Genomic DNA, 15972 nt, shown 5'->3' with positions numbered 1-15972 from the left:
GTGTACGAAATATTGATCGTGGATGACCATACTCATCTGGTCGACAGTCTGGCAATCGGTCTACCTTGGGAACGGATGGGAATCACGGCGGTACACAAAGCGTATTCCGGCGAGGAAGCTTTGGAATTGCTGGGTTACCATGCCATCGATATCGTCGTCACCGATATTCAGATGAATGGCATGAGCGGGCTGGAATTAATCTCGCATATTAACGAGAAGTGGAATAACATCAAATCCGTTATCCTGACGGGCCACGATGAGTTTCAATATGCCAAAGAAGCGCTGCAGAAACAGGTTAGCGATTATTTATTGAAGCCGGTGTCCAATGGAGAATTGGAACAAACGCTCCGCGGATTAATCGCCGACATGGAGCAAGAGGGCGAACAACTGATCAACCAACAGAAGATCTCTTATTTGTTCCGCGAGAGTATGCCTAAGCTCAAGGAATCTCTCTTCCATGATCTACTGTCGGGCAAAAATATTCCGTTGTCCGTCGTCAAGGATAAGATCCGTCTCTATGAGTTGCCTTTCTGTCTGGAGGAGCCGACGATTCTGATCTGTCTCCGAGTGGAAGAGGATTATTCCCATACGGATCTTTATAGCGTCTCTTTGCTTGAATACGCGATGTTCAATATTGCCGAAGAGGTTTTCTCCAAGAGCTTTCATGTTTGGCATTGCAAGGATCCCTATGACTATTTGATCTTTCTTGTTCAGCCGTTGAAAACTTCCAACGATACCGGCAAAGAAACGGCTGCCGACGTGGAAATTTTGGCGCGCCTAGCTCAGCATCAGATCAAACTGTATTTGAAGACTAAAGTTTCAATCGTAGTTAGCCGGGAGGGATTATTTCCCCAAGAACTGACCGCCATGTACCATTCGGCCTTATCCACCTATTCGGATTTCATCGGATATCAGACCGAGAGTTTTCTGAATGTCGTTCAAGAGAAAGAGTTCGAGGAGATCCGTCTGCTAGCCGATTTGTACGCGGCGCCGACTCTCATGCAGCTCATCGAAGTGGAGCAATGGGGGGCATTCGAGCAGAAGCTGTCGCGGATCTTCGAGGAGCTGGACGGACAGGGGAACAATACCAATGAATACGGCTTCGAAATCTACGTAGCGCTGCTCCAGGCGTATTCTTATTTCGTCCACAAGAAAGGCAAGCGAATGTTCGAAGTATTCGGAAGAGATATCGACAAGATGCTGAAGGCCGACGCAAGTTGGAGCGCGGAGCCTTTAAGGGAGTGGGCGTTCGGCAGTTTCCGCCAGCTCAAGGCCTACAGCGACAGCCGTTCCGATAATTTGCGACTGGATCTGATGGAACGGGTATACCGCTTCGTGGGCGAGCATTTGAAAGACGTCACGCTTCAATCCGTCGCGGATTACGTCCATTTGCACCCGGTTTATATTTCTAACCTGTTCAAGCAAGAGTCGGGCGAGAATTTCTCCGGTTACGTTCTACGTTTGCGAATGGATAAAGCCCTTCAGCTACTGAGGGATAAAGAGATGAAGATCAATCAAATCGCCCTCGAAGTCGGATACCAGAAGCCGCAATACTTCATTAAATTGTTCAAAACGCAGTTCGGGGTAACTCCGCAGGAGTATAAGAACAGCTTGTAGTCGAAATTAGGATTGCCAATCTATCCTCTGGAACGTGCCGGATTGTGCGGACTCTCTCGCCTTGAGACACAGCAACGCGCTTAGAAGTCCGTCATCGAGCGAGCTGACCGATGTTCCCTGTCCTTGCATCAATTCGACGACATTACGGGCGAGCGCGCGATCGCCTCCGAAATGATCTTCCTCGGCATCGATGACATAAGTCTCTACCCTTGAGGTGTGATGCATGAATACTTTAACCGTGCCCGTATAGAAATCGAATTCCACGGTTCCTTTGTAGCCGAGGAAGCGGGCACCGCGTGAAGCGGCCTTGTTACGGGCAAAGAAATTTTGGGAATACGATACGTGCATACCGCTCTCGTATTGGATCAGCGCGCTTCCGGAATCTTCGTTGCCGGTATCTTGGGCGAAGCTGCAGTGCGTCCAACGATCTCTGATTTCCGGGGCGGCGAAAGCCGTGCTTTCCTCGCACGTTCTATTTTCGCTGCAGTCCGCGCATTGGAGACCGGCAGGCTTGTCTCCTTTGAAAATCTGCTTGGAAGTCATCGCGCACACGCTGACGGGTTGCATTTGAAGAACATAGTTGATGTAATCGAAGTCGTGAGTCGCTTTCTGCAGGAATAATCCGCCTGTTAACGCTTCGTCACGGTACCAATTATGGAAATAGACGCCGCCGTAAGGGACGTTATTGATCGCTTGAACATGCTCGACCGTTCCGATTTTACCCGAATCGACGATCTCCTTGACCAGTTGAACGAGCGAGGTCACGCGGAGCGGAAAAGATACGACGACGGGAGAATGCGTCCGTTCGCTGCCTGCTTTTAATTTGCGCAGATCCTCCATCGTCGTGGCTACCGGCTTCTCGAGGAACAGCGGAATGCCTGTCGGCAGAACCTTCAAAGCCATCTCGGTATGGAGCAAGCAGCGCGTTCCGATCAGGACTCCGTCCAACTGTGACTTGGCGAGCATTTCCTCGGTCGTATCCCAGAAACGGGTCTGTTCCAATCCCGGCTGCCGCTGCTGCTGAATTTCTTGATTACGGATGTCCACGATCGCGGCGATCTCGCATCGGGAGTCTTCCTTGATGACTTCGTTGACGACATGCCGAATACGCTCTCCGTAACCGATAATACCCAACTTCATCGAATATTCCCCCTTAGCAATGGATGAACTGTTCCTATTATAAGGGGAAGAGAGTAGATTTTCTTTGTCAGGAAAGCCGCGTTTTTTGTCATTGCAGAAGGAGTGAAAGGCATGTTCGTCGAGCTGGAGCGCACTCATTTGAACGTCATATTCGATATTCGTAGCATCATAACGATGTTTTATTTCGAATTCGACAAAAATTACGTGTTCAGCGGGGAGAAGCACGACTTCTGGGAAATGGTTTACGTGGATAAAGGGGAAATCGAGGTGCTTGCCGATACGAATAGGCACCTCCTTAAACAAGGGACTCTGATTTTTCATAAGCCCAACGAATTTCATAGTTTCTCCGCGATGCACGGGCGAGCGCCGAACGTGATCGTAATCACGTTTGATTGTCATGCGATAGAGATGGAGAAATTCGCGGACAAAGTGATCCAGCTTCATGACGAGGAGCGCGACCTGTTAGCCCGGATCATTCATGAAGGCTCGAACGCATTCTCTTTTCCTTTCGGCTATCCGCTAGAACGGAAGCAGCAACCGCAGCTCGGTGGCGAACAATTGCTGAAAAACTATTTGGAGACGCTCCTTATCATTTTGCTGCGAAGGGATTCACAGCAAGAAAGCGGCCTCAAGCTCTCCCGGCTGCCGAGAGAAAAAGGAAACGACCAATTGGTATCCGCCATTGTCCGATACATGGAAGACAAGCTCGAAGCGCAATTGTCTATCGCGGAAATAGGTCGGACCTTTCATGTCGCTCAATCGAATTTGAAGGACTTGTTCAAGAAAAGTACGGGCAAAAGCATCATGGAGTACTTCGCGAACATGAAAATCGAGAAAGCCAAAGCGTCCATTCGCGAGGAAACGCACAATTTTACGGAAATCGCTAGCCTACTAGGGTTCAGCAGCGTTCACTATTTCTCCAAAGCCTTCAAGCGAATAAGCGGCATGAGCCCGTCGGAATACGCCAAATCCGTGAAGGCAAGAAGTCGCATCGAGTAGCGGGGGATATTCGGAAATCCCAATGAATTGACAGCATACAAGCCCCGTAATCGAACAATAGCGCGACAATGATCGAACAAAAAGACACCCCTGAAACGAAAAGAAGTTTCCATAGAACAGAAACGCGAACCGACGAGAACAACCGTCGGTTCTTTCGCGTGCCGCTATTCGTTACAATGAAAGCGCATACCTTATCAAGCGCATTCCGTACCGCAAAGGAGACTTCACATGAACTTCGACCTGAACATCGTGCCTTTCAGCAGAAGGGAATCGTTTCTGGCGATTTCTTTGCTGCCCGAGGCGAAAGATAGAGAGCAAGGCTTGTATTTGCGCACGGTGCGCGGAGGCGACGACAAGTTCGGCGAGGCGTTCCGCATCGAGATGCTGGACGAGCAAGGGAAGGCGGTTCCGTTCGAAGCGGAAGCTTCTCCCGAACGGATTCGCCTGAACGCCGGAGCTTCCGGCCGGGCGGAGATTTGCCTTTCCGATCGGAGCACGGCCAGATTCCGCTCCTCCGGCTGCGGGCTGCGCCTAATCTTCCGAACGGCCGCTTACGATTACGCCTACGAAGCCGCCGCCAACCGCTGGGAAGTGAACAGCTTTACGCACGAATGCCGCTTTATGCTCATCGGGCTAGAAGGGCAACTACGGACGGAAGTGCCCTGGGACAAAATCAAGAGCTCTTATGTGATCGCAGAGTTCACGCCGGACCCGGCATCCGGAATCGCGGAATTCGCGGTCGAGGAGTTTCGAACGGTATGGGAACCGAGAGCGGAATGGGAACCGTTCGATGATGCGATCGCGCGCGTTCAAGCGGAATTCGCTTTATGGCGCGACAGAAGCCTTTCGGTGCCGAATTCCTTAAGCGATGCCCGCGAGCTGGCCGCCTACATCACTTGGAGCTGTCTCGTTCCGGCGGAAGGCTGTCTGACCCGTCCGGCCATGTACATGTCTAAGAACTGGATGACGAATATTTGGAGCTGGGACCATTGCTTTAACGCGATGGCGCTCGTGCGCCACGATCCTCGGCTTGCGTGGGATCAATTCATGCTATTCTTCGACCGGCAAGACGAGAGCGGCCTGATCCCCGATTTCGTTAACGATAAATACGAGCTTTGGAATTGCAACAAGCCGCCGATCCACGGATGGACGCTCGCCTGGATGATGGAGAGAACGGAGTACATCCAAGAAGCGCAGCTTCGCGAAGTATACGGACCGCTCTCCAAGTGGACGAATTGGTGGTTCCGGTACCGCGACGATGACGGGGACGGGATGCCCCAATACAATCACGGCAATGATTCCGGCTGGGATAACAGCACGGCTTTCAATAACGGGATTCCGGTAGAGAGCCCGGATCTCGCCGCGTACCTTATTCTGCAGACGGAAGTTTTGGCGGACATCGCGGCGAAACTCGGGTTCGCCGATGAGTCGGCGGAGTGGAAACGGCTTGCCGAACATACGTTGGAGAAAATGCTTGCCCACTTCTGGGAAAACGGCCGGTTCCAGGCTTGCCGGTCGGGCACGCATGAACGGTCCGAAGGCGATAGCTTGCTGATGTTCGTGCCGATCGTTCTCGGCAAGCGATTGCCCGAACCGGTCCGCGAAGCGCTGTTGCAAGGACTAAGGGACGAAACCCGATTCCTGACGGCCAACGGCTGGGCGACCGAAAGCGTGGCGAGTCCTTACTACACGCCGGACGGATATTGGAGGGGGCCCATTTGGGCGCCTTCGACGATGCTTTTGGTCGAAGGGGTTGCGGCGGCCGGCGATCGCGAGCTTGCCCGGGAGGCGTCGATTCGCTTCTGCGACATGTTATCCCGAAGCGGAATGGCCGAGAATTTCGACGCGCTTACGGGCGAAGGACTGCGAGATCGCGCATTCACGTGGACTTCGAGCGTCTTTCTGATCTTGGCTAACGAATATTGTTCATAAAGCAGCATATGCGCTTTCCTTTTCGGTCAAAAAAACCGGAGGGGAAGCGCTTTTGCCGTTTCGCCGTATTGGATGTCGGATTTTGTTCATGATACACTTCAGGTACTTATGCTAGGCGGAGAAAGAGGGGAGGCTTAAGATCATGAAGTTCAGGCCATTAAAGCAACTAGCCGCCCGTCTCTTGTCCGGGTCCTACCGGAGCATTCGCACCAAACTGCTCGTTTGTTTTCTGATCGTGACGATCATTCCGCTGTTGTCTCTCGGCGCCTTGTCTTATTATCAATCGGCGAAGACCGTGAACTCGCAATTCGGCAAATACGGAGAGAACGCCGTAGCGCAGTTGGAACAGCAAACAAGCACCTATCTCAACCGGATGAACCAAACGACGGAAACAATCTACTCGTATTTGCTCGATCCGGCGCGCGTAGGTTTAGGCGGAGATATTCCAACGACTTATAAAGAAATCCTGGATAAGAATAATCTGGAAGATTTTCTGAAAGCGCTTAAAACCGAACGAACGTCCGGCATTTATATTATTACCCGCTCCGGCTATTATTATGGGGAAAATAATCTCGACGTCGCCAAGCTGAACCGCATTCCGGAATGGCGATCCATCCCCGATGCTTACACGGGCGAATATTGGCTGGGTTTCTATTCGCAGAATCACGGACTTCAAGAAGCGGATGAGGAAAACCCGGGTCAACCCGTGCTAGGCTTGGCGGTGCCGATCAATAACCCTTACGGTGCGCTGCGGGGAAGCACTATCCTAATCGAGGAAAATGCCGACGAGCTTCTGCGGATGTTTCGGCTTTTCGAGTACGATACGCAAGCCCATCTCGTCGTCAGCGATTCGACGGGGCGCTCCATTTACGAAACCGCGTCCGAATTTTCTTCGCACGAGAGCGACATCGTATGGAACAGAAAGCTGAAAGCGAACGTTTGGACCATTGAGGCCCGGCTGCCCGCCAAAGCCTTCTATCGTTCGTCCCGCATGATCAGGTCCAATACGATCATCGCCGCGGCCGCATCGTGCTTGCTCGCTTTCGGTCTTGCCTATTTGTTCTCTTCCCGGTTTACCGCCCGAATCCGTCGGTTGAAGGATTCGATGCAGAAGGTCAGCATCGGGAAGCTTCACACCCGTACGAAAGTCGAAGCAAAAGACGAGCTCGGCAGCTTGGATATTAGCTTCAATAACATGGTGGGCCGCATCCAATCGTTGATTCGCGAGGTCGAGAGAAACGAACGGCTTAAGAAAGAAGCGGAGCTTAAGGCTTTCCATTACCAGATCAATCCGCATCTGCTGTTCAATACGTTGAATTCCATCCAGTGGAAGGCCAAGCTCCAGGGCGCCGACGATATCCGCCAGATGCTGTACCACTTGACGATGGTGCTGGAAGGCAATTTGGATATTACGCAGGAGCTCGTTCCGCTCGGTCGCGAACTCCAAATCATCGAGCATTTTCTCAAAATCCAGGAAGTGCGTTATGGACCCGTCTTCGAATACGAAGTGACTTGCGAAGAGGCTCTGAAGCATTACCTCATTCCCCGCATGACGTTGCAGCCGCTATTCGAAAATACGTTTTTCCACGGCTTCGAAGACGGCCAAGGCATCATAAAGTTAACAATCGAGGAAACGGGCAATCTGCTTCGGCTTACCCTGTTCGATAACGGCGCGGGGATTCCTCAGGAGAAGCTGAAACGGCTTCTGCTTCCGGGGGCGAAGCGTAAAGGCAGAGGAGGCCTTGGCTTACAAAACGCGAATCAGAAATTCAAACTGCATTTCGGGCAACAATACGGGTTAAAAGTCGGATCCTCGCCGGGAGAAGGCACGACGATCGTCATTCTATGGCCCAAGAAGGAGATGACCCCGCATGGAGAAAATAACGAAACCGATTAAAGTGTTAATCGCCGACGATGAGAGCATCGTCCGTAAAGGGCTGCAGGCTACCGTGCCTTGGGCCGCGTACGGAATGGAAGTCGTGGCGGACGCCCCGAACGGACGCAAAGCCTGGGAGGCGTTCTTGGAGCATCGGCCGGAAATCGTCATTACCGACATCGTAATGCCGGAGATGGACGGTATCGAGCTATCCCGCAAAGTAAAGGAAGCGGAGCCCGACACGAGAATCGTACTGCTCAGCTGTCACCGGGATTTCGAATACGCCAAGGAAGGCCTTAAGCTGGGAGCGTCGGGTTATTTGCTCAAGACGGCTTTCGAGGACGACGAGCTCGAAGTGATGCTCGGGAAGTTCCAAAGGGAGCTTTCCGTTTCCCGGGACGTTCCTATCCAGGCGACCGAACCGAATACGGAAACGGAATCCGCCGAAGACAAGAGCGGTACCATGCTCTATGCGTGGCTCACCGGCCATAGCGACAAATTCGCGCGCGAGATGGAGAGCCGCTCCGGAGATCGCTGGAATTGGGGCGATCAGCCGGTTTACGCGTACTTGATCAAGACGGCAGGCAGCGGAACGACCTGGCAACAGCTCGTGGCCGGCGCGGAATGGGCGGATGGGCTTAGACGGGACGGGGCGATGATCGATTACGGAGAAGAACGCTGCTATTGGCTCGTGCCGGAGTCCATGAAGGAGGCGGCGGACGGCTTACTCGTGGAAAACAAGGGACAATTTCCATTGCTGCACTGGGCTAAGAGAGGTCCACTGCTTCGGCCGGAAGACCGGCTGGAAGCGATCTCGTCGTTGCACGGGGAAGCGGAATTGGAGAAAACGTACGGGGTATCGCTAACCGATTGGCCAAGTCCGATCCGGAAAGCGGTGAAGCTGCTGTGCGACAATCCCGCGGCCGACTGGTCGGTCAGCGACGTGGCCGGTCAGGTGGGGCTCAGCCGGAGCCATTTCTCGATCATGTTCAAGAAAGCGGTGGGAGACAGCTTCGTCGCTTTTCAATATAAAAGAAAACTTAAGCTCGCTTACGGTTATCTTAAGGATACTACGCTTACGATGCAGGAAATCGCCGAACGCACGGGACTTGGCGATAGCAAATATTTCAGCAAATGGTTCAAGCGCTGCACGGGTACGACGCCTAGCCACTACCGCGCGCAACAAAAAGACGGCGCGTCCCGAACAGAATGACACCCCGGGGCGGCAACCTAACAAAAACGCGCAAATGATCGAATACTTGTCGGTTTTGAACCGCTTTCATGTTAGCTACAATAACAATGAAAGCGGTTCAATCTATTTCATAAACAGTTAGGGGAGGCTGCTCGAATGAGAAAAAAAAGTTCCATGCTTGTCCTGGTTTCGGCCATGTCCGTTAGCCTGTTGGCGGGATGCGGCGGCAACAACGATGGCGCGCAACCTTCCGCGACCGCGAGCTCTTCCGGCGGAACTTCCGCGGCATCGAAGACGATCCGCTTCGCGACTTGGGATACGGGCGACGCCCTGAAGATCGAGCAAGACATCGCCAAGAAGTTCGAGCAAGATCACCCTGGAACGAAGGTTCAGGTGGAAGCTTACGCGGACGGTTTCGATCAGAAGCTAGCCGCGGGATTCGGCGCCACCAATCCTCCGGACGTGATGTACATGTGGGATTTCCCGACGTACCACCAATCCTTGGAGCCGCTCGATAGCTATGCCTCGCAAGACGCGAGTCTCAACATGGACGATTTCTATTCCGGACTATTCAATTACGGCAAGATCGACGATAAGCTTTACGGCATTCCGGTAGGCTTCACGACGCGCGTCGTGTATTACAACAAGAAGCTTTTCGACGCCGCGCAGGTTCCTTATCCGAAGGACGGCTGGACCTGGAGCGACTTCCAGGACATTTCGAAGAAACTGACCGACAAAGCCCAAAAGCAGTATGGGTTCGGAGTTCGCGCTTCGAACGATACGTACGACCTGCAAGGCTTCGTATGGAGCAACGGCAGCTCGTTCATCTCCGACGACGGCAAGACGATCGACGGCTACATGAACAGCAAAGAAACCGCCGAATCGATCCAGATGTTCGGCGATCTCGTGAAGAACGGTTCCGCGGTACTGGTCGGAGGCAAAGGCCAACAAAGCGGCGAGGATATTTTCAAAGCCGGCAAGCTGGCCATGTGGGAGAGCGGAATTTGGCCGCTCGAATCGTTCAAAGCGGCGGGTATCGACGTCGGTACGGTGGAAATGCCCGCGTTCCCGGGAAAACCGGTCAAAGGCGTCATCGCGGAGTCCGCGTTGTCCATCGCCAAGGATTCGAAGCAGAAGGAGCTCGCGTGGGAGTTCATCAAATATTATGCCTCCGACGAAGCGATCAAGATGCGCACCGCCGATCTGCCCGTTCGGGTCAGCGTGGTCAACGAGCTGAAGAAGGATCAGGATCCTTTGTATAAGCCTTTCTACACGATGCTCGAACGTTCCGACAACACGCCGGCGTTCTTGCTGAACGCGAAGTGGAACGAGGTCAACCGTCAATTGTCGGCGGCCGTGGAAGCGGTCGTGCACGGCAGCGTAGCGCAGGATGCTTTAAACGAAGCGGTGAAAGACAGCCAGCGCTTCTTGAAATAAACCAAGAAAGAAGGTAGAGAGATGGCTAACACATACCCGCGCCAAGCGGGGGAAAGCGCGGCCAGCCTCAAGCCTGCAAGGAAACGCGGAAGGGGTAGGGTAACGCCCTACCTCTTCATTTTCCCCTGGATCGTCGGATTCCTTGTTTTCACTTTAGGACCGTTGTTGTTTTCTCTCGTCATCTCCCTGTTCGATTGGCCGATCGTCGGCCAGGTTCATTTTATAGGTTTCGGCAACTACACCGAAATGTTCACGCAAGATCCGCTGTTCTGGAAGTCTTTCGGAATTACGCTTAAGTTCGCGGCGATTTTCGTTCCGCTCAATATTATCGTGGCCATGGGACTCGCCATCCTGCTGAACCAGAGCACCAGGGGCAACGCCTTTTTCCGGACGGCGTTTTACTTGCCTTCCGTCATATCGGGAGTCGCGCTGGCGATGATCTGGTCATGGGTTTACAGCGGCGAATACGGTATTCTGAACTTTTTCCTTTCCTTGGTCGGGGTACAAGGCCCCGATTGGCTGAACGATACACGCTGGTCCTTGGTCGCCATGGTGCTTGCAAGCTTGTGGGGACAGGGCGCGATGATGCTGATTTTCCTGGCGGGACTGAAGGGCATCCCCAAAGACTTGTACGAATCGGCTTCGATCGACGGCGCGGGCACGCTTAGGCGGTTCGTCAGCATCACGGTTCCGATGCTCAGTCCGACGATCCTGTTCAACCTCATCACTTCGATAATCGCGGCGTTTCAACAGCTGACCTTGGCGCTCGTGCTGACCGGGGGCGGCCCGATGAAATCGACCTATTTCTATGCGATGTACATGTACGAGAACGCGTTCAAGTATTTCAGGATGGGTTATTCCGCGGCGAACGCATGGTTTATGTTCCTGATCGTGCTCGGGCTTTCGTTCCTCGTATTCAAATCGTCCGAGGCCTGGGTGTTCTACGAGGGAGAAATGAAGCGCAAGCCGAAACGGAACGCTAGGAGGCGATCGGGATGAGAAAGCCGTTCGTGTACGCGCTGTTGGTTTTCTGCTCGCTTCTATTCATCGCCCCGCTGTTCTGGGCGGTCACGACGGCGCTGAAATCGCAGACGGAGCTGTACCTGTTTCCGCCGAAGTGGATTCCTTCCGTTTGGAAATTCAGCAACTTCGCCGAGGCGTGGACGGTTCAACCTTTTAACGTCTTTCTGCGAAACACGGTCGTCGTAACGTTGATGTCCACGTTGGGCCAACTGATCTCGTGCGCTCTGGTCGCCTACGGCTTCGCGAGGTTCGCGTTCAAAGGAAGGGACTTTCTGTTCCTTGTCGTGCTGGCGACGATGATGATTCCATGGGAAGTCACGATGATTCCCCAATACATGGAGTTCAACTATCTCGGCTGGATCAATACGCTCAAACCGCTCATCGTTCCGTCATGGTTCGGGTCGGCTTACTTTATCTTTTTGCTGAGGCAATTCATTCTGACGATCCCCCGCGAGCTGGACGAGGCGGCTACGATCGACGGAGCCAGCAAAATGGGCATTTTCGCGAGAATCATCGTCCCTCTCATGGGACCCTCGCTTATACTCGTAGCCGTATTCCAGATGATGAACTGCTGGAACGACTACTTGGGACCGCTCATTTTCCTGAACGACCAGATGAAATACACGCTAACGCTCGGCTTGTCGCAATTCAAAGGCATGTACGGCGTAGATATGCAATCGATCATGGCGATCACCGTCTTGATCTCGATTCCTCCTTTGGCCGTCTTCTTCTTCGCACAGCGTTTTATCGTCGGGGGAATCGCGGGTACGGGAATTAAGGGATAGGTTCGGTATCGCGAAAAATAGAGAGAGATTCGAGAGGAGAGAGAAACGATGCGCAGCGGCAAAATAGAGCGTGATTGGGATAACCTCGAGGTGCTGGAGCGCAACCGGGCGAGAAGCCGAGCTTACTTCGTCCCGTTCTCCGATCGTTCGGAGGCGTTAAGCTATGACCGGGGGAGCTCCCCTTGGTTTAAATCCTTGAACGGAATTTGGAAGTTTCATTACTCGGAAGGGCCTGACCGGGCTCCGGAACGGTTTTACGAGAACGACTACGCGACGTCCGGGTGGGACGACGTCAAGGTTCCGGGGCATTGGCAGCTACAGGGCTACGGCAATCCTCATTATACGGATTTGTACTACCCGTTCCCCGTCGATCCGCCGCGGGTTCCTAACGATAATCCGACCGGCAGTTACGTTCGGGAGTTCGAATTGCCGGATACTTGGGACGAAAGAGTCGTTTCCGTCAAATTCGACGGAGTGGATAGCGCGTTCCATTTGTGGGTGAACGGAAGCTTCGTCGGTTATAGCCAAGGAAGCCGGCTGACCTCCGAATTCGATTTAACGCCGTTTATCGTTAAAGGCATTAACCGGATGGCCGTTCGCGTGTATCAATGGTCGGACGGCAGTTATTTGGAAGACCAGGACATGTGGTGGATGAGCGGCATTTTCCGGGACGTGTATCTCATCGCGGAGCCGTCCGCAGTTCGCATCGCCGATTACAGAGTCGTTACGGAATTGGACGAGAGTTACCGCAACGCCGTGCTTTCCGTTCGGGTTGAGCTGGAAGGTGAGGCGGCGCAGGTAGGAGCTCGGGTAAGGCTCCGGCTGCTCGATGCGGAAGGAGTCTGCATCGCCGAGACGACGGAGCGTGCAAATGAAGGATCGTTGGCGGAGTTCGCGGTTTCCGTAGACGCCCCCGCATTGTGGAGCGCGGAATCGCCTCGCTTGTACCATCTGACGTTATGTTTATTAGATCAAGACGGGCTTACGATCGAATCGGTGGCGCAGCGCGTCGGATTCCGAAGCGTCGAAGTGAAGGACGGCCAATTCCTCGTGAACGGCAAAGCGATTTTGCTGAAGGGCGTCAACCGGCACGACCATCATCCCGACACGGGACGGACGGTGTCGCTGGCCGCGATGACCGAAGATATTCTGATGATGAAGCGGCATAACATCAACGCGGTAAGAACCGCGCATTACCCGAACGACCCAAGGTTCTACGAGCTATGCGACGAGTACGGTTTGTACGTGATGGAAGAAACGGATTTGGAAACGCACGGCTTCGAGCTTCTGGGCAATATCTCGCGCTTAAGCGACGATCCCGCATGGAAGGAAGCGTACGTCGACCGCATGCGCCGAATGGTGGAGCGGGACAAGAACCATCCGTCCGTCATTTTCTGGTCGCTCGGCAACGAGTCCGGCTTCGGCTGCAACTTCCGGGCGATGGCGGAATGGTGCCGGCAAGCCGACCCTACGCGGTTGATCCATTATGAGGAAGACCGCGAAGCGGAAGTGTGCGACGTCGTGAGCACGATGTATTCCTCCGTCGAGAAGATGGAGGGCTTCGGCCGGATGGAGGATCATCCCAAGCCGCATATCCTTTGCGAATTCGCCCATGCCATGGGGAACGGACCCGGCGGGTTGAAAGAATATTTCGATACGTTCGACGCCTACAGGCGTTTGCAGGGCGGCTTCGTCTGGGAATGGATCGATCACGGCCTTCGGACGAAGGGCGCGGACGGCCGCTCCGACTACGCATACGGCGGAGATTACGGCGACGAGCCGAACAACGGCAACTTCGTCATTGACGGGCTCGTGAGACCGGATCGCACGCCGTCTCCGGGACTGATCGAGTACAAGAAAATCATCGAGCCGGTCCGGGTCGAGCATCTCGGCGGAGGCCGAGTGAAAGTCGTCAACCGCTACGATTTTGCCACATTGGATCACTTGCGCGCGACATGGAGCGTGACGGAAGACGGCCGTCCTGTTAGAAGCGGCGTTCTGGCGTTGCCTACGATCGCTGCCGGGGAATATGCAGAGTTAGAGGTTTCGTTTGACGCAGCGGGGGATGTCAAGTCTTCCGATTCGCCGGAACGCTGGTTGAATCTCTCGTTCTCGCTTGCGGCGGATCACGCTTGGGCGGAGCAGGGACACGAGGTAGCATGGGCTCAATTTGCTTTGCCGGTCGTAACGGAACGGTTGGGCTTGGCGTCGAAAGAACGGGCACGGGTCAGCGGGAAACGTTTGAATAGCGCGGAAGTCGATGGACAGTTGCTAGTTTCCAACGATGAGTTTCAAGCGACCTTCAACCGATCGCGGGCGGGAATCGCCTCTCTGCGAATGAACGGCAAGTCGCTGTTGAGCGCAGGCCCAAAGCTGAACTTCTGGCGCGCGCCGATCGACAACGACATGTACGTCGTGGCCGACTGGCGCAAAGCTCATCTCGACAAGCTCGCGGAGCGAATCGACGATTTCCGTTGGAGCCGCTTGGACGAAGGGACGGTCCGGGCAAGCTGGACGTCGCGCGTTGCTCCTCCGGTTTACGATTGGGGCTTCCGTTGCGAGACATCCTATACCGTCACCGGATCCGGGTTGATCGTCATCGATGTCCACGGCGTTCCGGAAGGCAAGCCGCCGGCGATGCTGCCGAAGATCGGGTTGCAGATGGAATTGCCCGGAGATATGGACCGGGTCGTATGGTACGGCCGAGGTCCGGGAGAAAACTATTCCGACAGCAAGCAGGCTAGCCGGTTCGGCGTGTACGTCAATTCCGTCGACGGGCTGTTCACTCCCTACGTCTATCCGCAGGAGAACGGCAACCGCACCGACGTTCGCTGGGTATCCATGACGGACGAATCCGGGCTCGGGTTGCTGGCCGCAGGCTCGCCGACGCTCGAATTCAGCGCCGGCAGACATACGGATCGCGACCTGGAAACGGCGAAGCATATGAGCGATCTCGTTCCGAGAGAGTTCGTCACGCTGAATCTGGACTACCGTCAGAACGGCTTGGGCAGCAACAGCTGCGGACCGGCGCAATTGCCGGCATACGCGGTCGCATCGGAGGAGTTCCGATTCCGTATTCTTATGACGCCCTTTATGGCAGGAGACTCGGCACCGGAGAAATTGAGCCGCCGGTTGGCAGTTGAAGCGGAACAAATCAGCACACGAGGAGGAACTAGCGATGCTTAATTCGTTTGATGTGTTGAATTTGAACGGCAAAGTAGCGGTCGTCACCGGGGGAGCTTCCGGGATCGGCCTTGCTACGGCGGAGTTGTTGGCTTCGTTCGGAGCGCATGCCATTATGCTGGATATTAACGAAACCTTGGGAGAACAAGCCGTATCCCGAATCCGGGAAAACGGCGGCAAGGCGGACTTCTATCGCTGCGACGTCTCTTCGTCTTCGGATTGCAAACACGTTGCCGCCGCTATCCATGCGTTATGCGGACGGATCGACATTCTATTCAACAACGCGGGAATCATCCGTCGCCAGACGGTCGTAGAGTTGGAGGAGAGCGATTGGGATCTCGTTCTGAACGTTACTCTCAAAGGGGTATACATGCTGTCCAAATACGTGATTCCGATCATGGAACAAGGCGGAGGGGGAAGCATCATTAACTCCGGCTCCGGTTGGGGATTGAAAGGCGGCGATCGGGCGGCGGCCTATTGCGCGGCCAAAGCCGGCGTCGTGAATTTGACCAAAGCGATGGCGATCGATCACGGCAAGATAAACATTCGCGTGAATTGCGTGTCGCCGGGCGACACGGACACGCCGCTATTGCGCGACGAAGCCAAGCAGTTGAAGCAGGACGAGGCGGCGTTCCTCGTCGCTTCCGCAAGCGGACGTCCGTTGGAGCGACTGGGGACTCCGCGCGATATCGCGAACGCGGTGCTGTTCCTGGCCAGCGACTTGTCGTCATGGGTAACGGGCAGCGTGCTCGTCGTCGACGGCGGAGGCATTGCTTAACGAGATTAGA

Annotated in this window: 11 protein-coding genes; 10 read left to right on the top strand and 1 reads right to left on the bottom strand. The window is 54.3% G+C overall.

All coding sequences use genetic code 11. From position 1 onward, the window contains the following. Positions 1–1617 carry a response regulator transcription factor gene (locus D7Z26_RS21110; RefSeq protein WP_158602388.1) on the top strand — a complete coding sequence of 539 codons (1617 nt, stop codon included), beginning with the start codon at positions 1–3 and terminating at the stop codon, positions 1615–1617. A gap of 6 nt (positions 1618–1623) precedes the next feature. Here the strand turns inward: D7Z26_RS21110 and D7Z26_RS21105 are convergent, their stop codons facing one another. Continuing rightward, on the bottom strand, positions 1624–2757 hold the full coding sequence (locus D7Z26_RS21105) for a Gfo/Idh/MocA family protein (protein ID WP_120979011.1): 1134 nt from the start codon (positions 2755–2757) through the stop codon (positions 1624–1626). A 111-nt stretch (positions 2758–2868) separates the two neighbouring features. On the opposite strand from D7Z26_RS21105, the gene D7Z26_RS21100 reads away from it, so the two are divergent. From D7Z26_RS21100 to D7Z26_RS21060, 9 genes are all read left to right on the top strand, one after another. Beyond that, complete coding sequence (locus D7Z26_RS21100) at positions 2869–3756, top strand: AraC family transcriptional regulator (protein WP_120979010.1); 888 nt, start codon at positions 2869–2871, stop codon at positions 3754–3756. A gap of 228 nt (positions 3757–3984) precedes the next feature. Beyond that, entirely contained in the window at positions 3985–5688 is a 1704-nt protein-coding gene (locus D7Z26_RS21095; protein WP_120979009.1) for an amylo-alpha-1,6-glucosidase, read from the top strand. 142 nt (positions 5689–5830) lie between these two features. Beyond that, positions 5831–7585: a cache domain-containing sensor histidine kinase gene (locus D7Z26_RS21090; protein ID WP_120979008.1), complete on the top strand. Its 1755-nt coding sequence runs from the start codon at positions 5831–5833 to the stop codon at positions 7583–7585. Next, entirely contained in the window at positions 7560–8777 is a 1218-nt protein-coding gene (locus tag D7Z26_RS21085) for a response regulator transcription factor (protein WP_120979007.1), read from the top strand. Before D7Z26_RS21090 ends, D7Z26_RS21085 begins: the two co-directional genes overlap by 26 nt. Positions 8778–8912: 135 nt before the next feature. Beyond that, a complete protein-coding gene (locus D7Z26_RS21080) occupies positions 8913–10193 on the top strand; it encodes an ABC transporter substrate-binding protein (protein ID WP_120979006.1) in 1281 nt (426 codons plus the stop codon). Positions 10194–10214: 21 nt separating this feature from the next. Next, a complete protein-coding gene (locus D7Z26_RS21075) occupies positions 10215–11192 on the top strand; it encodes a carbohydrate ABC transporter permease (RefSeq protein ID WP_120979005.1) in 978 nt (325 codons plus the stop codon). Further along, entirely contained in the window at positions 11189–12001 is an 813-nt protein-coding gene (locus tag D7Z26_RS21070; protein WP_120979004.1) for a carbohydrate ABC transporter permease, read from the top strand. Before D7Z26_RS21075 ends, D7Z26_RS21070 begins: the two co-directional genes overlap by 4 nt. A 48-nt stretch (positions 12002–12049) precedes the next feature. Continuing rightward, positions 12050–15187, top strand: coding sequence for a beta-galactosidase subunit alpha (gene ebgA / locus D7Z26_RS21065; RefSeq protein WP_120979003.1), 3138 nt, complete (start codon positions 12050–12052; stop codon positions 15185–15187). Further along, complete coding sequence (locus tag D7Z26_RS21060; RefSeq protein WP_120979002.1) at positions 15180–15962, top strand: SDR family NAD(P)-dependent oxidoreductase; 783 nt, start codon at positions 15180–15182, stop codon at positions 15960–15962. Before ebgA ends, D7Z26_RS21060 begins: the two co-directional genes overlap by 8 nt. Positions 15963–15972 lie beyond the last annotated feature (10 nt).

Source organism: Cohnella endophytica (assembly GCF_003628305.1).
GTDB classification, from domain to species: domain Bacteria; phylum Bacillota; class Bacilli; order Paenibacillales; family Paenibacillaceae; genus Cohnella; species Cohnella endophytica.
This window is presented reverse-complemented; position numbering and strand designations above follow the sequence as displayed.